The following is a 23,186-nucleotide window of genomic DNA, read 5'->3' as shown; positions in this document are numbered from 1 at the left end:
AAAATATAGTATTTATCCCTACTTAAAAATTTCTTCTTTTCCGGAACCAAACATACATTCGCCTATTCGATTTGCCCACCAATTTAGAATATGGCTTTATGTTTAATTTGTCTTATCTTAGAAACAAACAACCGTTTGTTTCCCTAAAATATAAATTTTACGTTCTTTTCGTTTGTCTCTTTTTGAGTCCTTCACTTTGGTCCAATGAAAACAGCACTCCCCTCACTATTAACGATAAAAAGGGGAATTGGAATATCCAGTGGGGTTACAATAGAAGTTACTACACACAAAGTGATATTAATTTTCGTGGCCCCGGATATGAGTATACACTCAAAGGAGTTGATGCAAAAGACAAACCTGAATCCTTTAAGGCAGACGTATACCTAAACCCCTCCAAATTTGAAATCCCGCAATACAATCTAAAGTTTAGTTATTTTTTTACAGATCGATTCTTTTTGGCTTTTGGACAAGACCACATGAAGTATGTCGTGACACAGGGCCAACCAGTAAAGTATTCCGGTTACATAGACCCGGGAGTGATTGCAAAAAATCAAATGGCAATGTCCACCGAGGCTGCGCTCTTCACCCTTCTCTTCCCAGAACATGTTCAGGAAATGGCAGGTTACCACGGCGGAGACCAAACCATTTCTTTAACTCCCGATATTTTAAAGTATGAACATACCGATGGATTGAATTATCTTTTTTTAGATTTTGGATGGATCACTCCGCTTTATACTTCTTCTGATGGACTCAGTGGTGTTAGTTTGGTGTCTACTATCGGAGGAGGACCTGTCGTATGCCGAAGCGATGTACGCGTGTTAGGTAAGGGTCAAAACAATAATTTCCATCTTTCTGGTTATGGTGTGTCTGGTTATGTTGCAACTCGTTACGAGTTCTCAAGAACTTACTTTTTAGAATTAGGTGGCAAAGGTGGATATATCGATCTTACAGATGTATTAACCAGTGGAGGTTCCAACCGCGCTTCTCAAAATTTTGGATTTTTGGAACTGGTTTTATCAGGAGGAATTTCCATCTAGGATTTTCATAAAGAAGGCTTTGGTCCCAAAACCGAAGCCTCTCTCAAACCTTCTCTACAAAAACATTAAAAATTTCTCAAGACAACATTCTGTCACTTTTCCCGATTTAATGGATTGCGTAAGTGGTCACTTTTCATTTGAGTAGAACAATGAATGAATCTATTGTATATGAAATCTCTATTCAATCTTTCAAAAGAGGACTTGGGAATTTAATCAAAATTTTGGAAAAAGCAGAAACCTATTCTGTTACCAAAAAATTTGCCTTTGAGAATTTACTGAATGCACGACTTTTTCCAGACCAATTCCACCTAACAAAACAAATTCAAATTGCATGTGATACTGCAAAACTTTGTGTATCTCGTATTTCAGGTAAAGAGGCTCCCACTCACGAAGATTCCGAAACTAACTTAGAGGAACTAAAACTTAGAATTGGTTCCGTAATCCAATACTTAGACACTTATAAAGCAGACGATTTTAAACAAGTTTCTGAAATCAAGGTATCGCAACCTAGGTGGGAAGGGAAATATCTAACTGGATTCGAATATCTCACCAATCATGCGATTCCCAATTTTTATTTTCACATAACCACTGCCTATGCGATCCTCCGGCACAATGGAGTTGAGATTGGGAAAAAAGATTATTTAGGGGAGATGCCTTTTAAGAAATAGAGATTTTGAAAAAGACCGAACCATATTTTTTGGATTTCCTAGGAGCCCTCTCGCACAGAGGGCCCTTGTGAATGAACTTGGAATTTTTTCCCAGGATTTCCCCAAACTTTCTCTTCCCATCACAACTGTTATCTTTTCTGAACCGTTAAAAACGGTGGAAACTAGGTTTTAAAACATTTTTAGCGGTTTAGAGTTTCTTTTTACACAAACTAATGAAAATTAGTTGTTTGTGTTAGATAAAATCATCTACATTAATATTCTTGAATATTAATGCGAAATTTTAGGCTAAAAATTATATGCGTAACCGAAAAAAAATTCTCCTCCTCCTTTCTTTTCTGATCCTATTCGCTCATAATTGTGTATTTTTCTTACCGAATGGGAATCCCCAAACAGGCTTTAGTCCCTTTCTATTTTTGTTAGGCCTTGTCGGTGGATCTCCCTCCTCTGCTCAAAACCTCACTCCCGGGTCCGCCGTGGATCTGTCAGGTGATGGAAAGCCGGATGGAACTTTGGTCGATTCTGATGGCGATGGTGTCTCCGATGGAATCAATCTCACGGGTGGCACTACGCCGAACCTTCTTTTACTTGATACCAATGGAGATGGAATTCCTGATGCTGTTGATTCCAATGGGGACGGGTTGCCAGATTATTACATTAGTCCCAACCCTCCTGGGTTTCTTACCACTGGGCCTGGCGGAACAGGAAATCCTGTGGTCATCATCGTAGATGGCAGCGGAAATCCAATTGGATTCGATACCGATGGAGACGGAACCCCAAATGACACTGCCATTGTCACAATCTTAAGTGATACAACCCCACCAACAATCACCAGTTCTTTGTTAGCAGGAACTTTCTCAACTACGCAAACGACAACTCTGACTTGTTCTGATAATAAAGCACCTGGTTCTATCGTATATACTTTGGATACGTCAGCGCCAGCATTTTCACCAAAAAATGGAACCGTGATCGCATCTTCTTCTAGGGCCGTTTCTTTATCCTCAGAAGGATCACATACTCTTAGTGCAATTTGTCGGGACTTAGCTGGGAATGTATCTACACCGATTAGCATTGTTTATACGATTGATACTAAAATCCCGGCGCTTACTATTGTCAGCCAATCTTCCCTTGCCATCAGTTCGCGTGCTAATGCCATCGCAAGTTCGACTGCCACTTGGCGATCTGATCGTTCTGGATCTTTTACTGTGCGTGAAGGAAGCTCTTGTGAAACGGGAACCATTGCCACGACTGGAACAGCTACTGCAAACGTAGACCAGACCTTTGTTCGTTCTCATACCCACTTTACTGGCGAAGGCACAAAGACCTACCGCATCTGTGTAACTGCATCAAATGGTTTAACAGGATTTGTATCGATCACCTTACAAAGAGATGATACTGTACCCGTTGTTACAGCAGACCCTGGTGCTGGAAGTTATGGAACGGCAACCTCAGTTTCTTTCTCCTGTTCTGATACTGGTGGATCAGGTTGTGAACAGATTGCTTATGCAGTACAGACGGGATCCAGTCCCACAGATCCAGCCATTCAAGGGACAACGGGAACTGTTTCCAGCGGAACCTTGTACACGGCAGCCATAGCTATGACTGATGGAACAATCACCTATACAAAGTTTGTGGCTCGTGACAAAGCAGGGAATGTTTCCAGTGTGACCTCTCAAAATTATACGGTGGATACAGAAGTGGCAACGATCACGGTCAACTCGCATTCAGCTGCGATCAGTATTTCTAATGCTTCCATCAGTTGGCAAACTTCCAAAGCTGGATCCTACCAAATCCGTTTGGGTGGATCTAATTGCTCAACGGGAACAGCTCTTACCAATACTGGTTTTAACACCAGTGTCGCTGGAGTGAACATGCCAGCCAACACTACCGTAATCTCTTCTATTGGAGTTTCCCACTTTGCAGAAGGGGACAACACCATTCGTATTTGCGTAGCAAACCTTATCGGTAGTTTTGGATCCACCACTCGCATAACTAATAAAGACACTACGGCTCCTGTTGTGACGATGGCTTCTCCTTCTGGATCGGGCCCGTTTGCTTCTGGAACCCAACTCCAACTCTCTTGCTCCGACACAGGTGGATCTGGATGCGATAAAGTCATCTATACTTTGAATGGCACAGAACCTGCGCTTGACGGAAGTGGAGCGGTTACTAATGGAACTTTATATTCCTCACCCGTTGCACTTTCAAACGGAAGCAATCAAGTGAAATATTTGGCACGTGATTTGGCAGGGAATTTAAGCACTGCTGGAAACCAAAGTTTTCATCTGGGTCCACCGAATGCTCCTGCTTTTGTGGAAGCCCAAGCGGGAGGAACAAGTGCTTTTGTGCAGTGGTGGCCAGTCTCAGGAGCTACATCGTACACAGTGTACTATAGCACAAGTCCAGGGGTGACTACTTCAGCGACAAGTTTTGGTCCAGTGACAGATCCTTATGCGACAATTACTGGACTTGCCAGTGGGACATTGTATTACTTTAGAGTGATTGCGAGTAATGCGGTTGGAGTGAGTGAAGTATCGGTGTTTGAATCGATGGCTTTCACAACGACTACACAGCCCGGAACAAGTGCAACCAATATGGTTGAATTGACAGGTGTCGTAGTAGCATCGGATCAATTCAATTTATTAAATGATACGATAAACGACAAATATTTGATTATAAGCGTCATAAGTTCCAAATTAACTTTATATCGTTGCAATAAGAATGATTTTCAATGCAGTCAACATGATATTAGTGCAAATCAACCAGATTCCTCAGCAAGTAAGCCTTCGACTGTTATTGACACTCTTAATCATAAATTATTAGTAACAGCTCAAAACTTTGCAAATAATAATAAACTCAGTTTGTATAGATGCAATCTTGATGGTACAAATTGTTCCCATTCTGATATTTCTGCTGGACAAGGTTCCAACTCTGGCACATATCCGAGCACTATTCTAGACCCGATCAACTCCAAGATACTTACCGTAACAACAAACGGAAACAATAACAACAAATTAAGTTTATTTAAATGCAATCTAGATGGTAGAAATTGCTCTCATTCAGATATTTCTGCTGGGCAAGGGACTAATTCAGGTTACTATCCAAAGGCATTATTGAATATTCAGAATAACAAGCTTTTTATTATCGCACAAAACGTTAATTCATTAGGCATGTATCAATGCAATATGGAAGGAATTGAATGCACTCATTCAGACATTAAATTTGGTTCCCCATATGTTTCAGCACCTGATGCAACAATTGATTTCAAAAATCAAAAAATATTTATCACTGCAGGAGAAGAACCTTCTGTACTTAGAATTTGCAATTTTAGTGGTTCATTCTGCTCGGTTTCTACCAACAATTTCGATTGGTATCCAAGTATTGCTTATGACCAACTAAACGAAAAGGTGTTTATTTCCTCCGTTTTAAGAATCGTTGTCTCTACTATGTCTCTTCAGTTTACTGAATGCAATGGCAACAATTTAAGTTGCAACACAATCTCGCTTACCAACGGTTCAGCAGGTAGTGAGAGGAGATCGAAAGTAATTTTTGATTCAAAAATCGGAAAATTTGTGATTCTAGGAAAACAGAATAATAAAGCAACATTTTTTATACGTTAAACTAAAGAAATATTATACGCGTTTAATACATTAAATAAGGATTTTCTAAGTTCTACAAAACATTTAACGGAACTTAGAGATTTTAGATCTCAAAAGGAACCTAATAGCCTGATTACGTTTTAGTGGAAATTTTTCTAACTCATTTTTAATTCAAATTCTTCAGGACACATAACCTAGAAAGGAAGGTGATCTTTGTCTATTGTAAAATAACTCGAAGCTATTAGTTTTTACAAATTTTTATACAAATCAAAGCAGGCCAAGTCTGTTTCGATGCGAATTAGATGGATCAAATTGTACTCATACTGACATCTCAGTTGGCCAAAGTTCATATTCCGGAAGTATGCCTTCAGCTATTCCAAATGCAGCGTAAGGAGAATTATTAGTTGTTTCACCAAATATCCTACCCCGCACAAGCCCTCCCTCTTCATCTGGTAACCAACCCCGCGCCAGGGATCTGAAGGGCCCCGTCTCACCCATCGGGTGAGACGGGAGCGTTAGCGCACCCCGGAGTGAGCCCGGTCGGTTTTAGGATCAAACAAAGATCACCTAACCGATTCGAGGCGCACATATTCTGAATGTTTAAGTCGTGACCACACGCCTCAACCTCCTTCGCTACCGCTACAGGAAAATCCTTTACAAAGAGTCAGAATTAGGTTCATTGGAATCACCCATGGAGCCGACTGTCACTGAATACAAACCCGGGCCACAACTCAGTCGTTATATCGAAAGTTATCTTATCATCCAATGTGATGAGAGTTTTAGTAAGTCGATCATTCCGCATCACTCATTTGTTTTGACGATCAAACTCAAAGGCAATCATGACTATCACATGCAATCTGAGATGCATCAGTTGCCGTCGATTTCTGTATCGGGACTTCGTAAAACGGTAAAACACAATACTCTTTCTAAAGGAACAGAAATCATTATTGTTAAGTTTCAACCCTGGGGTGCATTTTCTTTTTTCAATCGGCCGATGTATGAATTGAACGAGATTGGCATTTCTGGGTATGACTTATTGAACAAAACGGCTCTAGATGAGATGCACTCACGGTTGTTGGAAACAAAGGACAATCGCTCCAAGATTGACGAACTGGAAAAATTTTTATGGAAGGCAGTTAAAAAGCAAACGATGGACAAAAGAATCATCGAAGCGATTTCACAAATGAACCAAACCCAAGGTAAAATCAAAATCAATGAGATTGCCTCTATTGTGAATTTAAGTATCGATACGTTTGAAAAGAAATTTAGAGAAATTACCGGAGGCACACCCAAAAGAATTTCATCCATCATTCGAATGAGTTCTGCGATACGAGAAATTCCAAAGTATAATTCTTTTACTAGGTTGGCTTATGATTTTGGATATTTCGATCAGTCACATTTTATAAAAGAATTCAAATCCTTCACTGGAAAAACTCCCACACAATTTTTGGCATAAAAAAACTCCTCTACCCTGATTTTTTACAATCGTCCTTTTGAAAAATCCGTTATAAAGAGGGTCACTATCATCAAAGGAAAATTGTTTATGTTAGAGATTTTTTTAGGTTTGAACTGGATTGCCGTGTTCATGGCATTATTTCTGTATTCTTTTCTGGGTTATATGGTTTACCATTCTGTTTAAGAAACAGTATCGAATTTCCCTCGGAAAAGAAAATGACACCGAACCACCGTTAGCCATGATATTTGTACTCGGCCCGATGCTTTGCGCACTTGTGATTATAATCACCACAGCCATCTTATTTTCTAGATTAGAAATCGAAAAAACGACCGATGCCCTGGTTTGGGGGAGTTTCATTGGTATTGGATTTTTGTCCGCGAATACCTTTAATATTGCCATCAATCCGAATATTCCAAAACCAATTCTCTATGGTGCGATCTCCAGTGCTTACCATCTTGTAGGGATCAACGTCGCCTCTTTACTATTGATCCAAAAATTCTAAGGTTATAAAGCCGAAATCCATAAAAAAAGCCACCCTAGGGATTCCCTTTGAGTGGCTTTCACAATTCATCCTTTATACTATACCAACTTACAATTGCAAGTTGGCAAGGTTTGATGAAATCTTTTTTTACAACTTACGCTACTGGACCGTATTGGCTGTAGTCAAATTCTTTGGAACCAGTGAGGTATTTTTTGTAGTTCTCAATGAATTGTTTCGCAAGGTCCTGTGCCGTTTTATCATACTCTTCTTTGTTTTCCCAAGCGTTACGTGGGTTGAGGATATGAGAATCTACACCTTCTACGGTTTTAGGGAAAGACACTTGGAAAACTGGGTGTTTTTCAAACTCGGATTTTTCAATGTTACCGTTTAGGATTTCATTGATGATTTGGCGAGTCGCAGGAAGGTTCATACGTTTTCCTACACCATACTTTCCACCCACAAGACCTGTGTTGATAAGGTATGCATTTACTTTGTGAGTTTTCATTTTTTCACCAAGTAACTTTGCATAGTATGTTGGGTGAAGAGTCATAAATGCCTGACCAAAACAAGCTGAGAAAGTTGCTTGTGGTTCTTTCACACCGCGCTCTGTTCCTGCAACCTTAGCTGTGTAACCAGAAAGGAAGTGATACATCGCTTGTTCGATAGAAAGTTTAGAAACCGCAGGAAGAACACCGTAAGCATCATAAGTAAGGAAGATCACAGTGTTTGGATGACCTGCTTTTGATCCTGGTTGGATGTTGTCGATGTGGAAGATTGGATAAGAAACACGAGTGTTTTCTGTTTTTGCTGCAGAAGAGTAATCTACTTTCTTAGTGGTAGCATCGAAGACAACGTTTTCGAGAAGTGCATCACGACGAATCGCAGCATAGATTTCTGGTTCTGTTTTTGGATCTAGATTGATAGTTTTTGCGTAACATCCACCTTCAATGTTGAAGATACCATTGTTGTCCCAACCATGTTCATCGTCACCGATAAGGCGGCGGTGTGGGTCTGTAGAAAGAGTGGTTTTTCCTGTTCCAGAAAGACCAAAGAAAAGTGCGCTATCTCCATCCTTACCTACGTTTGCTGAACAGTGCATAGTGAGCACATTTTTCAGTGGTAAGTAGTAGTTCATTACGGAGAAAATTCCTTTTTTCATCTCTCCACCGTATTCTGTTCCACCGATGATACAGATTTTTTTTGCTAAGTGGAAGATTACGAATACATCGGAATTAAGGCCGTGTTCTTTGTATTTTGCGTTTTTGTAACCAGAAGCATTGATGATGGTAAATTCTGGATGAAGTTTTTCCAATTCTTCCTTAGTAGGGCGAAGGAACATGTTGGTGCAAAAATGGTGTTGCCAAGCTCTTTCAGTGACCACACGGAGAGAGATTCGTGTGTCATCATTGGTTCCAGCATGACCATCAAAAACATAAAGTTTTTTGTTATCTAGGAATTTAGTGACTTCTGCATACAATTCATTGAATATTGCTTCGGAAACCTTTGTGTTGACCGGTCCCCACCAAATGTTGTTTGTGGAAGAAGGTTCATCGACAAAATATTTGTCTTTAGGGGAGCGTCCCGTAAAAATCCCGGTATCTACCATCATCGTTCCGTTATCAGAAGTTACGCCTTCTTTGTTGTTCAATTCGTGCTGGTAAATTTCTTCGTAAGATAAGTTATGGAAGACTTCAGACGGTTTAAGGCCTAATTCAGCAAGGCCGCGCAGATTAGTAGATACTGACATGGATCTCTCCTCGATTTCACTTTGTGTTTTTCTAGCTTCTTACTTTGCGAGTCGGTGTCAATAACAGAAAATGAAGATTCTCCACGCATCTGCAGAATATTTTCCCTACATTAAGATGGGAGGCCTTGCCGACATGCTCGCCTCACTCACCAAAGAACAGGCCAAGTCGGAAGAAGTTTATGTCGCATTACCATTCATTGGTGGTTTGGGGAAGGAGCCTCAGTGGACGGGCAAAGAGTACCCAGCTTTACTTTCGAAGGATGCCAAAACAGATTCGCTAATTGTTTCCGTACTCATGGCATCTCGGTTTTTGGAAGCCGAAGAATCAGGGGTCAAGTTGTACTTTTTCCAATCGGACCTTTTCCAATCTTTAAATTCCATCTACGGACATGCAGATGAACACTTTCGGTTCGCCATGTTCTCTTATGCTTGTTATGCGCTCAGCCAAATGCTGAAAGTCGATGTTTTCCATGCCCATGATTGGCATACGGCCCTTTCGGTTGCTCTGCAAAAAGATTCCCCTTTCCCCATCCCATCTGTTTTCACCATTCACAATTTGGCTTACCAAGGAGATCATCCCTTTTGGATGACTGGATTTTTAAAAGAAGAACCCTTTCGTTTAGTCACAAGTCCTTTTGACCACAATGGCAAATGCAATTATATGAAGGCAGGAATTCTTTCGGCAGGGCAAATCACTACCGTAAGCCCCGGATACAGAGAAGAAACACTTACAGAACCCAATGGATTTGGACTGAGTTATTGTTTGAATCAAAGAGCCTCCGACTATTCGGGAATATTGAATGGAATCGATTCAGATGAATGGAACGCAAAGATAGACAAACGAATTTATAAAACTTTTACTGATTCCAATTGGAAAGAAGGAAAATTAAAAAACAAAACAGAACTATATAAAGAAATCGGTAGGCCCTTTTTACCTCTGGATGCACCGCTAGTGGGACTGATTGGCCGACTCACTTACCAAAAAGGATTTCCTACATTCCTAAAAGCACTTTTAGAAAGACGCCACCTGCCGCACCGTTATGTGGTGCTTGGTTCGGGTGATCCAGAAACAGAAAATGCTTTTTTTCATCTTTCGGAAACCATACCCGACATATTTTATTTTTACAAAGGATACAACGAAGGTCTAGCTCACAAAATAGAAGCAGCCAGTGATTTTTTTCTCATGCCCTCTCTATTTGAACCTTGTGGTCTCAACCAAATGTACAGCCATGTCTATGGATCGATTCCCATTGTTTCTCGCGTGGGTGGACTCAAAGATACAGTGGAAGAATCGAATCTTTTACCATATAAAACAGGAATTGTTTTTGAACCGAATGACGTGGGTTCGCTGGGATATGCTTTGGAACGAGCAAGTGATTTGTTCCGATCAGATGAAAGAGATGTTGTAGTGAAAAACATTATGAATTTGGATTGGAGTTGGGAAAAAAGAAAAAAAGAATACCAATTGGTCTACACTAGATCTATTGAATTACAAATTTAGTCAATTTCTTCTGTTCTTTAAGAAGGGGTTTGGTTTCGATTGTTATCATTAGTATATGAAATTTTTCTCTTTTTCTGTATTTGTTTTTGTTCTATTCACATCTTCCTGCAAATTAAATCTCAACAACCCCAGTGACCCAAGATCTAAAGATTTTTTTCTAACAAATTTACTAAAGGCATTCCTTCTCTCCGATCCTTGTCTCAACTTTCAAACTTGGAAAAAAACTTATGGGACAGGAACATACAAAACTACTGGATCCGATCTAATCACTCTATCCAACGGAGACTATTTGGTTTCTGGGATCACACAAGAGTATTTGGTTCCGGGTTCTCCTGCTGGCGTAACAAATAACTTCTCAGGAAGTCAGGGTATCAACCTCAATACTTTTTTAATGCGTGTTTCACGCACCAATGGCGAAATCTTATGGGTAGACTATCTTGGTGAGGCTGGTATAGAAGTCAGCCATAAACCTAAACTACGAAAGTATTCCAATGGCGATATTTCTGTTGCATTCATTGTGAAAGGGGCCGAACAACCGGGAACCATCAACGCTAAATCAGGAATGGGAACAGCTTCGGCACTTTTTGTAGGAAGGATTCGCGAAGACGGAACCCGCGTTTGGTTTACCTATTTAGATTCCGAAAGTATCGGAGATTACGTTGTTTCTGCAATAGATACATCCAACCGTTTGCATGTGTTTATCGAAAATCTTGGTGGGAGCCCTGCGCATTTAGCTTTTGTGGATGGACCTGTTATCAGCAATTCCACATCAGGCGGCTCTGCGGACTCGGATGCAATTCACCTAATTGTCAATGAAAATGGAGCCATGGTCTTCCAAAGATACTTTACAAGCAACGGAGGTGATTTTATTTTTGGGGTCGAAACCAATACTTCCGGACTTTTTGTCACTGGTACCTCTGCTCAAGGTGCCAATGGTACCACGCATCCCAATGCAACCTTCCAAATGCCATTTGTCATGCAGTTAAACGAAACCGATGGAACTACAATTTGGTACAAATATTTAGGAACAGCTGCAGAATTAAACTACGGAGCGAATCGTTTTTTTATAAAAGATGATTCCATTTATACAATTGGGGCTGGTCGGTATACTTATGGAAGTCCCGTTGAACCAATTGTTGCCACAGATGGTACTAGAAAACATTATATCATTTCGAAATTGAATACCAGTGGCAACGTATTATGGAATTCTTTTTTGGGGAGTGCAACAGAAGACATAATGGAAACAACAGAATCAGAACCAATTCTTCTTTCCAATTCTCAACTTTTAATTAGAATGCAAACCACTGAGATCAATGGCCGATTTAACTCCCTTCCCGATTCCGTTACAGGTAATGGCACAGGCCCCTATACACTTGCCGATGTTTTTATCAATCCACAAATGGGAACTTTCAATCGCTTTCATTATTCTTCCAACTTAACATCCCCAACACAGGAGCGAACAGAAGTGATGCGAGAGGTTTGTTCAGGAAAATTGACACGTTTGAATTATACAAAATTTTCAGCGTCGCCTTCTCCCAATCCGACTCAGATTTCCATAGAAAATGTAAGTTTGCCTTAAGTGTATATGGCCTTTGGGCGCCTCGCAATTGTTTGGTGAAGGTTAACTCTATCAAACAAGCGACCGCGCTTTACGCTTCAATCTTTCGCTTTGCGAAAGGATTTCCGCTGCAATCGCTGGCGGGGGTTCCCTTGGCAAATGGAAATCCATAGGACACATTAGGACTATCCACAAACCACTCTCGAATGCATTTTCTAATAAAAATCCACAAATGACTTGAGAACCCTTCTCTATTCTGTAATCCTTTGGAATTAAACAATTAATTTCCATCGTTCCTATGGGATCAATGGACTGGGAAAGATTATGTTCTCTTATTCACGAACTCGCAAAAATCTAATTATCTTAATTTATCTACTCTGTCTCAGTTTCTCCTTCGGTCATTGCAAATTAGATTTAAACAATCCAAGTGATCCAAAATCCAAAAGTTATTTTGAAACTGCGCTCATGAACCTTTACTTACGATCCGTATGTAGTGCTCATCTCAGAGGGAATGTAAGGATTGGGAGTGGGAATTATCTAGTGTTACCCCATTCCCTCCTCCCTTTGAAAAATGGAAACTATGTGGTCACCGCCAGTGTTTCAGAACCCGTTACCTGGTCAGGCAGAAGTAGCGGTGTTAACTATAGTTATACGGGATTGATAGGAACCGATCCAGCCATTGTCATTTTTCAAGTAAATGGAAGGACATTTGAAATAGAATGGTTGGATTATCTAGGTCCTGCAGCAACCACAACTGCCAATAGTCATTTTTCCAGTCTCTCTGAATTTTCCAATGGTGAAATTGGTGTTTTTACCCAAGTCATAGGAACAGAGCAGTTAGGCGCCATCTCTCCCAAACTATTTTCACAAGCGTTTATGGCAGCCCGTTACTCCCCATCTGGTTCAAGGGTATGGTTCACCTATTTAGATATGGCAGCAGGAACTTTCAATATAGACAAAATTGCCCACGTAGTCGATTCGACTGACCAGATGCATCTTTTTTATACTTCAACGGGCACCGCAGCAAACACACCTAACACGGTCGGTCTCACTGAATTTCCTGCTCCTACTATAGCTTCCAACGGATTGTTTGCAGGACAAAAAGAAATTGGTTGGGCCGTTCTCAATGGAAATGGAATGCCACAGCGCCAAAGATTTTTGCGGGGAGCTGGCGATTTTGAAGTTATCTCTGCCGCATATTCAAAAGATGGGAACATATTGTTAGGTGGTTCTGCATTAAATTTTATCGAAAACTTTTCAGGTCATCCAGCGGTCGGTTTCACAAGAGGATTTTCCGCACAATTAACTTCGAATACGCAAGAAGTATTAAAAATTACTTATCTTGGGTCGAACAATACTTCCTTTAATGTGGGCAAACTAGAAGCAATCAAAGTGGCAAACGACGGGTTTTATGGAACTGGTGTGGCTGCTGGATCTTACGGTTCTCCCATTCATGACTATCAATACTATTCAGCAGGGAATTTCAGAAACTACTCATTTGTTAAATTTGATCTGAATGGAAATTTACTTTGGAACCAATTTTTAGGTTCCTCTAATGCCAACGTAATAGACCAAGTACCTGCCCTTGCCTATATCTCCTACTTTGATGAAATTCGAGTAAAACTAATAGGCCCAGAATCAGGGACAAAAATGACAGGACTCGATTCTATCAGTAATGGTTCGGGTATCAATCCTTACCAAGACATTACCTTACGTATGGATGGAAGGGTTGGTCGTTACAGTTCCATTCGATATGAAACCAATATCTTTGTGACCACACCGGTTTCTGGATTGGTAGGAATGGATGTCAACATTCATGATGCTTGTAATGGAAGAATGGTATCCTTAAAAAGATTCTTATACTTTCCTAACACGAATGGTTTTTTAGAAGTCTCTACAAAATCTCCGATGGAAGAACCATAATCAATTTAGAATTCATCAAAAACAAACATTATCGCAAAATGTTTTGATAGCCAATTCCCCTCTTAGGGAAATCGGCAAAGGACTTGAGAAATTCGCTATTTCCAGAAATATGGCTAAAAAAAGAAAACCTTTCTTAATCGAAAGGAAATTTAGTTTGGCGATGAAACAACAAAGACATTTTAAAAAGAAGTTTTCTACACTTCTCATTTTTTCAATTTTAATCACTCAACTTAACAACTGTAAGTTGAGCTTTAATAATCCGAGAGATCCTAATTCAAAAAGTTATTGGGAAACCTGGCTTTGGGAGTCCTATCTGAATAGTCTTTGTACACCTAATTTAAAAGGCACAATACGTTTGGGCTCGGGATCATCACAAGTTTATGCTTACGACCTCCTAAAATTGAAAAATGGTAATCTGGTAATTTTCGGGGCAACCGGAGAAGCTCTGCAGTGGAACGGATCCAACACGGGAAAAAATTATTCATATACGACAGGAACTCAGTTTTTTGTAGCTCTAATCAATGGAAAAAATTTCCAAATGGAATGGTTAGATTATTTAGGTGTGACTGCCACAAGTTTTAATAGCGGGATTTCACACACAACACATCTAGCAGAGTTTGCTAACGGTGATTTTGTGGTTAAAGCCTATGTTTATTCTGGGCAAAATTCACCGACTCCAATTTCGGAAAAGTATAATGAAGACTCGATGTTATTTGTTCGATTTAATCAAAATGGAAATCGAATCTGGCAAACTTATTTGGACAAAAGTAATGAATCTTTGGAGGATGCTTACTCTTCCATTGTCATTGACCAAAAAGATAACGTTCATTTTTTCTTTGGAACCCTGAGTACAGGTCCAGATACAACCGGGTTTATTGAATTCCCAACGCCAGAGCAACCATCTTTAGGTGGAAGTAACATTGAAACTGGCTGGGTAGTCATGAACGGGAACGGAAATCCCATCCGACAAAAATACATTTTGGGAGATCCCAATAATACCGTTTCCATCCGATCGGCAGTGCTCGGCCCGTTTCAAAATATCCTTTTATCAGGCATTTCAACTGGAAATATTGCTGGCTTTCCTGGCCACCCGTATCCAAACAATAGTGTCCTCAGACCTTTTACCATTAACCTTTCTATAGAAAATTTTTCAGCAATGAATGCAAGTTACTTGGGATCAAATGACCCAGCACAATCTAATGTGATCTTAGCTTCTCTTATTTCTGGGGAAGATGGTTTTTTTGGCGGTGGATTCTATCCTGGAAACTTCGGAAACCCAATTTTCCCATCCGTAAGTGAGGGTTATCGTAGTTATCTTTTTTTTAAAACGGATTGGATTGGAAATCCACTTTGGCATACAAACGTAAGTACGGAAAATGAAGGTGTTTCAGACGTATTTCCCGCTACATCTTATCTACCAGGAAATCAATTCCGAGTGAAACTACTCGGCCCAGAAACAAACAAACGTTATTCGAGCCTTAGCCAAATCGAAAGTGGCCCCGGTACAAATGAAAATCAAAGTCTCACCGTTCGATTGGACCAAACAGGCAAATTCACAAAGGCTTATTATGAAACCAATGCCACAGGTGCAGAATATACAGTAGGAATTGAATCCAAAGCTTGTGAAGTTTGCCAAGGGCGACTGGTTCGTTTGGATACAGTGATCCTAAGTCCAAGTTTCACACGCTATGTAGAGATCTCCACTCGTCCGGCAGTTGAGGAACCGTAAAAGGTTCCTCTTGCCCCCATCAGAGCCACAAAGAACCATAAGATTTTCTTATGGCAGTGATTTAATTCCGAAAAAACAGAAACTTTTTCCCATTTTTGTTTCCTATTTTGTCACAAATGATAAAATCAATTGTCCCAAAAGGAAAACAATTCTTTAGGAGAATTTTATGAAACTCACTTCTCTCATCCTGACTGGCTTTGTTGCCGTCGAACATGTGTTCATTCTAATATTAGAGATGTTCCTTTGGAAAACCGAGTTTGGAATGAAGGTATTCCAACTAACACCGGAAACTGCGGAGATCACTGCTAAATTAGCAAAAAACCAAGGACTTTATAATGGATTTTTAGCTGCGGGACTTTTTTGGGCACTTATCTTTATCAAAGATCAAAAACAAAAATTCCAAACCATTTTGTTTTTTCTCATCTGTGTAGTGGTTGCAGGAATTTATGGTTCAGCGACTGCCAAGTTCTCCATTCTTTTTTCTCAAGGATTGCCCGCTTTATTGGCACTAATCGTACATTGGGTGGCAAATAAAAATAAATGATCGATGATCCGCATCTTTCTCTATTAGAAAGTTCACTTGCTGGAAAAACAAATGCTTTGGAAGAATTGATTCAAATCTTCCAACCAAAAGTTTTTTCTCTCGCATTGAAATTTTTATGGAACCCGGAAGATGCGGAAGACGCCACCCAAGAAATTTTGGTCAAAGTGATTACCAACTTAGGAGGGTTTCGAAAAGAAAGTAAATTATCAACTTGGATCTACCGGATTGCTAGTAACCATTTGATCAATGTACAAAAATCAAAAATGGAAAGGCGTAAAGTTCATTTAAGAGCTGTGCGCGAAGAATTACACCGAACTCAAGCCCCCTACAATCCTTCTTCCCATTTCCTAACACAGACCTTGGAAGAAGAAAGTTCACCAAAAGTTTCTGAATTGGTTTTACATGTCCAAGTGGCATGCACCTATGCCATGTTACAAGGTCTTACAAGGCCATACCGAATGGCTTATCTTTTAGGAGAAGTATTTCAAACTTCGAGTGAAGAAGGTGCCTCTGTGATGGGTGTTCGCCCAGAAGCTTTTCGCCAAAAGTTATCTAGATCTAGAAGACAAATGGAAACCTTTCTAGGAAAGGAATGTAGTTTAACGAATGCAGACAATCCATGCCAATGTACAAACCGAATCACTTATGCCACAAGGGCCGGAAGGATCAAATCCTATCTCAAACTTTCAGAACAAATGAAATCAGATGGAAGATGGAAAGAAATAAAACCCATGATGGCAGATACTTCAAAAATCAGAAAGGCTGCTGAAGTGTTCCGTAATCATCCCGAATACTTACCAAAAAAAAACCAATTGGAAAACATTCGAACGCTTTTACACAACTCGTTTCCACTCACGACTCGGTGAATTACCAAAAATACGTTTGTAAGCTTTCGAAAAAGAAAAGGCTGACGCATAACCTACATTTTGTGCGATTTCCTCTAAACCCATATTCCCTTTTTGAAACAATTGTTTTGCTTTTTCCATTCTTAGTTTTGCCAAGTATTCCATCGGCGGGATTCCCAAAACATCACGAAAACGATTCGCTAGGTTTGCCCGAGAGACTCCCGTTTCTTTAGCCAAAGATTCAATAGTCCAATCCTTACTATACCCATTATGTAATTTTTCCAAAGCATACAAGACTAAGGTATCATGAAAAGCTTTGACCCAACCGGCTTTCGAATCAACATTTTGCCCTAGCCACATCCGTAACATATAGTATAACAAAATGTCCGTTAATCTTTGTACAATTAAGTCAGTTCCTAGGTTTAGTTCCAATTCACGTGAAAGGATTTGAATGATGTCACCAAGAGCATGGTGGGCCTGGATGTTTTCATAAGGTATATGGATATAATTCGGTAATTCCAAAAAAAGCGGATGGATTGGCCCAGGGGGAACTTCATAACGAACGGAAACAAAGGTGGTGACAGGATTTTCTTTTTTGATCTGTATCTCTTTATCACCTAAGAATCGTTCAATTGTTACAACTTTAGCTTTTGGGTCGGATAATAATTCATGATTAGTTCCTCTTGTAATAAAAATAAGATCACCTTTATGCAGAGGGATGGTGGTTCCATCCATCCTCGCATAACAACTGCCTTGTGTTACAACATGGAAACCGCCACTCTTTTCACAAGGGAAGTGGAATCCAAAACTATCAAAAATTTGCCCTTTGGAAAGTAGGTCGTTTTTCCAACCAGCGGAAGCGAGAATATCAGAAAGTAGATCCATACGTTTATTTCTCCCAATATTCACCAAATGTCCATCAATTTATACGATTGGATATATTTTTAATATTTCACGACATAGACAGTCTAGATTTTACGGAGTATATTATAGAAACAATAACGGATGTATTTCCGAATTCAAGGATTCACTATGAAAGTATTTGTATATGGCGGCTCAGGACTTGTAGGTGGCCACCTCGTAACAGAATTATTAAAACAGGGGCACGAAGTCTTTGTTGGATCAAGAAAACCGGAATCTCAAAAAAGTTCTCCAAACGTACATTGGGTTTTTGCAGATTCATCGAATCTTACCAAAGGATTGGAAGTTTTAGAAAAGGTAGATGCTGCTTATTTTTTGAGCCCTCCTGGCCAAACCAACCAATTTGAAATTCTATCCCCTTGGATTGAAAAAGCAAAACAAGTGGGTTTGAAAAAGTTAGTGCTGATGACCGCAATGGGAGTGGAACACGCTCCGCCAGAAGCACCATTCCGCAAAACAGAGATTTTGTTAGAAGGATCAGGAATTCCTTGGAATATCATTCGTCCCAACTGGTTTATGCAAAACTTCCATACCTTTTGGATTGCGGGAATCAAACAAGATGGGAAGATTTATTTTCCAGGTGGAAATGCAAAAACAAGTTTCATTGATGCAAGAGATATTGCTTCGGTTGCGGCCGTCCTTCTCACTTCTTCAAAAAATGATAATCAAGCATTCGCATTGACAGGACCAGAATCTATCGACCACAATGAAGTAGCAGAACATCTAACAAAGGTAAGTGGAAAAACGATTGGATATGTAGACGTTGATCCAAAAGTATTTGAAGCTTCGCTTGTGTCTGCCGGTCTCACCAAAGACTATGCAGCATTTCTTGTGATGATTGCAGGTGCTTTGAAAGAAGGTTTTGCCTCTCCCATCGTAGGCACAGTAAAAACCCTTACTGGAAAAGATCCTATCTCCTTTGCTCAGTATGCAAAAGAATATGCAGATGCTTGGAAATAAAAGTCCAAACATCTAAATTAGAATCTTTTACTAAGGTAAGGATCTAATTTTTAATCGGCAATTAAGATTCGGTTGGCAGCTCCTCCAGCCGGATCTTCTAATATATTTCTTAAAAGCAATTTATGAAATGGCCAAAAGACCGACCCACTCACATTCGTTTGATTCTTATAGAATTTTTTTGTTGGAATGACTTTCTTTTGTTTTAAACTAATAGGATCATAAATATGAAGCCCAGAGTTTCTTACCCAAACCAATTCCCCCTCTTTCCAAAATCCTAATTTATGACCGTGAGTTCCCCATTTTGCTTTTTTCACATCGGAGAGATTTTCTGTATTGTACATGCGAACTTCTCCGGTATCAGCTGCTGCCATATACAAATACTTTCCATCTCTTGAAAAACTAATTCCATAAGGAGTAGATGGAATGGAGAACTCTTGGAATGAGTTTGATTCTATTTTAAATAAATATCCCACTGGATTTCTTTTTTGAAAGGCTTCCGTATAACAAGCAATTAGTATTTGTTTTGATTCTGGATGGAATTCTGGTGTGTAAGGATAAAATTTTGATTTGTATTCTTTTAATTTTGTCAAATTTTGGTTTTGGATTTTGTATATAAAAGCGGTAACATCATCCGATGCATCATCTTTTAGATCGGCATCGATAGCAAAACTAAAGTAACCAGTATTGTCTGCTTGTGAATATCCAATTGCCGAACTTATAGCGAAAGATTTTTTATCATCTTCTGCAATTTCATAGATCGGTTCTACCACATCGATAGTGTTAGTTTCAAGGTCCCAGCCCATAAAAAAATACCTTTTGGTATTAACAGATTTATGTTTATTTTCTATTACAAAACCAGCCCGGTGCGTTGTCTCATCATAAAACAAAAACTCGTATATGGTCAGCGGTAATCGTTTGCCTTTTATCTCGATTTGGCCTACAAACTCTGTTGCATGTGTACTGTAATAGGCCTCCAAGGGAACCGAGCGATAAATTCGTGCTTTTGACTCAGTATCATAAAAATACAATCCAGGTTCATCAAAATCAGCGGTCCTTCCGAAATAGATCCACTTGCCTCCGTTGACAAAGAATGGATTGTCCCCTTCTACAAATGTAGGTCGCACATTAAAATCCGTAGCAAAAGAAAACTCTGATTCTATTTTTTGTGCGGATAAGGAAAAACCGAAAAGTAGGATCGAGAGATAAAGAAACAAGAGTCGAATCATAATTGGCTCCTACCGTTTGGGTATGGAGGAATACACTACAAGAGTTTCATTTTTTTACAACCATTGTTTATCATTATTTTATAAACAGGATTCTATTTTACTTAATTCTGCCAACAACCAATCCGCCGATAGTATTTCCTTACTGTTGGAAGGTTTGATTCGATAAGGAGTTCCTGTTAGAAACGATTGGGAAGCAACTTTTTCAATAAAAAGTTTTGCCGTCCATTCTTTGGGATTCGGGGCAAAGAAAGAGTTTTTTGCTTCTTCCAATTTATAACGAAGGTGTTTCTCTGCTTCTTCTGGTGTATGAGTTTCTCCGTTACGAATAAAACTGCCTTGGATTTTTCCCACGCTCTTTAAAAGTTTTTCAATTTTTTGTTCTTCCGTGAGAGGCGAACAGGAATTTGTTTTTCCATACACAATTGGAATCTGAATAACAAAGAAAAAAATAATGATCGAAATAAACCGAAAGAAACGACGAACTTTCATAAATACATCCCTTTTCCATTGATTCCACCAATGTAAATTTAATAAAGATAATGCTCGAAACATAACAACCTAGATCAATTTTTAGCAAGAAAGAATTGAAACCAAACGATTAAAAAACAAATATAATGACTGTAAGTCAGATGGAAATGACTTCGGGTTACTCTAAATTGACCTGTAGTCAATAACCATTTTCTTCTAGCATATTTTTTTGGTTTTTCCTAAGCTGGAGGTATGAGCCGCGCGCCGATTGCAGAACGTTCGCCCAAAAAGAGAGCCGTTTTGGAAAAAGATAAACTTTCCAAACGTACTACAATTCTCCAATCCGCAGCCTTTCTTCTTCAAAAAAAAGACTGGGCTGAGCTTTCTATGGATGAAGTTGCTAAACGAGCAAAAATCGCAAAAGGGACTTTGTATTTATATTTTCCAACGAAGGAAGATCTTTGCCTTCGAGTACATAACGCAGATTATGAAGCTTGGTTTCTGGACATGGAAGCATTTTTAACAGAAACAAAGAATATAGATGCTGAAATTTTTTCCAAATGGTTTGTTGAATCAATGGATAGGCATGTTCGATTTTTAAAGCTACTTCCTATTGTTCCCACTATCTTAGAAAAAAATGCAAGTGTAGATACCATTCGTGAATTCAAACTTAGTTTAAAAGGGCAGATTTTTAAAATCCTGCCACTTCTCATCCAAGTTTTTCCTTTTCTAAACGTACAATCAGCATTTTTATTTTTGATGCAATGCCATGCTTTAGCAGTCGGTTCTTGGTCTCATGGATTTCCATCTAACCAAGTGAAAGAGGCGGTCAAAGAAAATGGATTGGATATTTTTGTTTTAGACTATAAAAGTTTTCTTCGGACATCCATTCTTACATTATTGAATGGAAATAAAATTTCTTAACGAATTCCTGAATAAATTTGTTTTAATACATGCTGTTTCAAACGAACATCAGTAATAGGAATTCTATTTCCATCCATCCAGTCCATTTGTAACAATTGGTCCCGATCACTATGATAAATGTATTTTTTATCCTTAGTAATCCAAGATTTTTGGATTTCCGAATTCCAAGTTTTTAAAATTAGATTCGGTTCATAGTTTGAATGAAAAAAATTTGATTTTAGATGATCAATCCTTTGTTTATGATCGGTATCCAATACAGTTAGAATTGTTTCTTTAAAATCTACAGAACTTCCTTGTTTCGGCTGGTAAACCTGGCCTGATTTTATAAAATACAAAAGAAAGGGAACATCTGTTTCCTGGTTGTATAATGAATAGTTATGAGCATGTGCACCTTCTTCTCCGAAAGATTCACCATGATCTGCAGAAAGAATCAAAACAGTCTCACGATTGGAGTTTTCTTTCCAATAAGTTATAATCGAATCTAAAACCTCAATCTCTTCTTTCAGTGATGCTTCATAACGAACTAACGGTGATTTCCACTGGTTGTTAGAGCTTTCGTTAAAAACAAAATAAGGGCTATGTGTTTGACTAAGTCCAATCAACACAAACGAAGGATGGTTCTTTGTATCATTGATTTGTTTCAAAGCCGAGAGAACCACTCGATCATCCATCCCCCAACTAAATGAGGAATACAAAGATCCAAATTGTTTTTCTAAATATGTTTTATCGAAAACAAATTGAAAGATTTTTGGAAAGAACCTATCCATTCCTTCAAAATAAATGGACTGTGTGTAGATCATAAAGGTTCGGTAGTTGTGTCTCTTTTGTAACTGCATAGGAAAACTCAAATCCATTAGCGAATCATCGACCTGCAATCTAGAATGATTGAGTTGCGATTCTCCGGTCATCCAAGTAAATAAACTTTTGGAAGTATGTGGCATTGGAATCCAGAAATGCGATCCTTCCAAAATGGAAAAATCAATATAACGTGATTGTAAGGAAGAGAGTTGTTTTCTAGAAACACCTTCTAACAAAACAAAAACAAGATTTGGTGTGTCAGGAATAGATTCTAAAACTGTTTTTCCTCTCTTAACCTGAGGAGAGACCATTTTGTATTGATAGGTATTTGTTTCTTTCCATTCAGAATAAAAACTGGAGGTTAGAATCAAAAATATAGCAACAGAAAAAGCAATTAAACTTTGCTTGCGAGCGTTACTGAAAATTAAGTAAAATCCGAATCCTAAAACAATCCACTGCCTTAATTTCCATTGATATATAAAACTAAAGAAGTCGGCATATAAAAGAGAGGCATGTTTAAAAAAATAAATCAGTATATCAAAAGTAAGTGCTGTTTGATAAACCTCTTCGTATCCTATAACAATTACATATAGCGTCCATAATCCTAAACGAAAACTAGTATTAATATGTTTTTGTTTCTCTTGTTTGTGTTTTAAAAATAATTCTAAAACCAAAACAATGAATGTAAATGTAGTAATCAGGATTCCATGAAAATAATTCCATGCTCCAATTGAAATGGAAATCGATCCATGAAAACAATACAGAAACAAATATAAAAAAAACATTGGTGACTTTTCCCAAGAA

18 protein-coding genes are annotated in these 23,186 nt (G+C 38.9%); 13 read left to right on the top strand and 5 right to left on the bottom strand.

The features are described from left to right. Positions 1-98 precede the first annotated feature (98 nt). From LEP1GSC195_RS16590 to LEP1GSC195_RS16565, 5 genes are all read left to right on the top strand, one after another. Complete coding sequence (locus tag LEP1GSC195_RS16590) at positions 99-1,037, top strand: hypothetical protein (protein WP_015681027.1); 939 nt, start codon at positions 99-101, stop codon at positions 1,035-1,037. Positions 1,038-1,198: 161 nt separating this feature from the next. Beyond that, positions 1,199-1,705 (top strand): DUF1993 domain-containing protein, encoded by a 507-nt coding sequence (locus tag LEP1GSC195_RS16585; RefSeq protein ID WP_408605946.1) that lies wholly within the window; start codon positions 1,199-1,201, stop codon positions 1,703-1,705. Positions 1,706-2,001: 296 nt separating this feature from the next. Then, positions 2,002-5,322: a chitobiase/beta-hexosaminidase C-terminal domain-containing protein gene (locus LEP1GSC195_RS16580; RefSeq protein WP_015682750.1), complete on the top strand. Its 3,321-nt coding sequence runs from the start codon at positions 2,002-2,004 to the stop codon at positions 5,320-5,322. A 586-nt stretch (positions 5,323-5,908) separates the two neighbouring features. Continuing rightward, positions 5,909-6,757 (top strand): helix-turn-helix transcriptional regulator, encoded by an 849-nt coding sequence (locus tag LEP1GSC195_RS16570; protein ID WP_232227824.1) that lies wholly within the window; start codon positions 5,909-5,911, stop codon positions 6,755-6,757. Between the two features lie 118 nt (positions 6,758-6,875). Next, positions 6,876-7,259 carry a DUF1761 domain-containing protein gene (locus LEP1GSC195_RS16565; RefSeq protein WP_232227823.1) on the top strand — a complete coding sequence of 128 codons (384 nt, stop codon included), beginning with the start codon at positions 6,876-6,878 and terminating at the stop codon, positions 7,257-7,259. 133 nt (positions 7,260-7,392) lie between these two features. On the opposite strand, the gene pckA is transcribed toward LEP1GSC195_RS16565, so the two are convergent. Next, positions 7,393-8,985: a phosphoenolpyruvate carboxykinase (ATP) gene (pckA, locus tag LEP1GSC195_RS16560; protein WP_015681935.1), complete on the bottom strand. Its 1,593-nt coding sequence runs from the start codon at positions 8,983-8,985 to the stop codon at positions 7,393-7,395. Between the two features lie 70 nt (positions 8,986-9,055). Between pckA and LEP1GSC195_RS16555 the strand changes: the two genes are divergently transcribed. The 6 genes from LEP1GSC195_RS16555 (at position 9,056) to LEP1GSC195_RS16525 (ending at position 17,106) form a co-directional block, all read left to right on the top strand. Further along, positions 9,056-10,486: a glycogen/starch synthase gene (locus LEP1GSC195_RS16555; RefSeq protein ID WP_015680851.1), complete on the top strand. Its 1,431-nt coding sequence runs from the start codon at positions 9,056-9,058 to the stop codon at positions 10,484-10,486. 55 nt (positions 10,487-10,541) lie between these two features. After that, positions 10,542-12,065 carry a hypothetical protein gene (locus LEP1GSC195_RS16550; protein ID WP_015682569.1) on the top strand — a complete coding sequence of 508 codons (1,524 nt, stop codon included), beginning with the start codon at positions 10,542-10,544 and terminating at the stop codon, positions 12,063-12,065. 303 nt (positions 12,066-12,368) lie between these two features. After that, positions 12,369-13,967, top strand: coding sequence for a hypothetical protein (locus tag LEP1GSC195_RS16540; RefSeq protein WP_015682304.1), 1,599 nt, complete (start codon positions 12,369-12,371; stop codon positions 13,965-13,967). A gap of 109 nt (positions 13,968-14,076) precedes the next feature. Then, complete coding sequence (locus LEP1GSC195_RS16535; RefSeq protein WP_015681795.1) at positions 14,077-15,696, top strand: hypothetical protein; 1,620 nt, start codon at positions 14,077-14,079, stop codon at positions 15,694-15,696. 166 nt (positions 15,697-15,862) lie between these two features. Next, complete coding sequence (locus tag LEP1GSC195_RS16530) at positions 15,863-16,240, top strand: DUF1304 domain-containing protein (RefSeq protein WP_015681032.1); 378 nt, start codon at positions 15,863-15,865, stop codon at positions 16,238-16,240. Beyond that, positions 16,237-17,106 carry an RNA polymerase sigma factor gene (locus LEP1GSC195_RS16525; protein WP_015682744.1) on the top strand — a complete coding sequence of 290 codons (870 nt, stop codon included), beginning with the start codon at positions 16,237-16,239 and terminating at the stop codon, positions 17,104-17,106. Before LEP1GSC195_RS16530 ends, LEP1GSC195_RS16525 begins: the two co-directional genes overlap by 4 nt. On the opposite strand, the gene LEP1GSC195_RS16520 is transcribed toward LEP1GSC195_RS16525, so the two are convergent. Further along, on the bottom strand, positions 17,074-17,970 hold the full coding sequence (locus tag LEP1GSC195_RS16520) for an AraC family transcriptional regulator (RefSeq protein WP_015680852.1): 897 nt from the start codon (positions 17,968-17,970) through the stop codon (positions 17,074-17,076). The two genes, LEP1GSC195_RS16525 and LEP1GSC195_RS16520, sit on opposite strands and share 33 nt — an antisense overlap. A gap of 147 nt (positions 17,971-18,117) precedes the next feature. Between LEP1GSC195_RS16520 and LEP1GSC195_RS16515 the strand changes: the two genes are divergently transcribed. After that, positions 18,118-18,966: an NAD(P)H-binding protein gene (locus tag LEP1GSC195_RS16515; RefSeq protein ID WP_015681320.1), complete on the top strand. Its 849-nt coding sequence runs from the start codon at positions 18,118-18,120 to the stop codon at positions 18,964-18,966. Between the two features lie 50 nt (positions 18,967-19,016). Here the strand turns inward: LEP1GSC195_RS16515 and LEP1GSC195_RS16510 are convergent, their stop codons facing one another. Both LEP1GSC195_RS16510 and LEP1GSC195_RS16505 read right to left on the bottom strand, forming a co-directional pair. Further along, on the bottom strand, positions 19,017-20,192 hold the full coding sequence (locus LEP1GSC195_RS16510) for a YncE family protein (RefSeq protein ID WP_015681303.1): 1,176 nt from the start codon (positions 20,190-20,192) through the stop codon (positions 19,017-19,019). A gap of 78 nt (positions 20,193-20,270) precedes the next feature. Then, positions 20,271-20,681, bottom strand: coding sequence for a DUF5329 family protein (locus LEP1GSC195_RS16505; protein WP_015680925.1), 411 nt, complete (start codon positions 20,679-20,681; stop codon positions 20,271-20,273). A gap of 231 nt (positions 20,682-20,912) precedes the next feature. Between LEP1GSC195_RS16505 and LEP1GSC195_RS16500 the strand changes: the two genes are divergently transcribed. Continuing rightward, positions 20,913-21,584, top strand: coding sequence for a TetR/AcrR family transcriptional regulator (locus LEP1GSC195_RS16500; protein ID WP_015681956.1), 672 nt, complete (start codon positions 20,913-20,915; stop codon positions 21,582-21,584). Here the strand turns inward: LEP1GSC195_RS16500 and LEP1GSC195_RS16495 are convergent. After that, positions 21,581-23,167, bottom strand: a complete 1,587-nt coding sequence (locus tag LEP1GSC195_RS16495; RefSeq protein ID WP_015680554.1) for a sulfatase-like hydrolase/transferase — start codon at positions 23,165-23,167, stop codon at positions 21,581-21,583. The two genes, LEP1GSC195_RS16500 and LEP1GSC195_RS16495, sit on opposite strands and share 4 nt — an antisense overlap. Between the last annotated feature and the right edge of the window lie 19 nt (positions 23,168-23,186).

Origin of the sequence: Leptospira wolbachii serovar Codice str. CDC, from assembly GCF_000332515.2 — a bacterium.
In the GTDB taxonomy this organism is placed as follows: domain Bacteria; phylum Spirochaetota; class Leptospiria; order Leptospirales; family Leptospiraceae; genus Leptospira_A; species Leptospira_A wolbachii.
The sequence above is the reverse complement of the archived record's forward strand: the minus strand, read 5'-3'. Positions and strand labels throughout refer to the sequence as shown.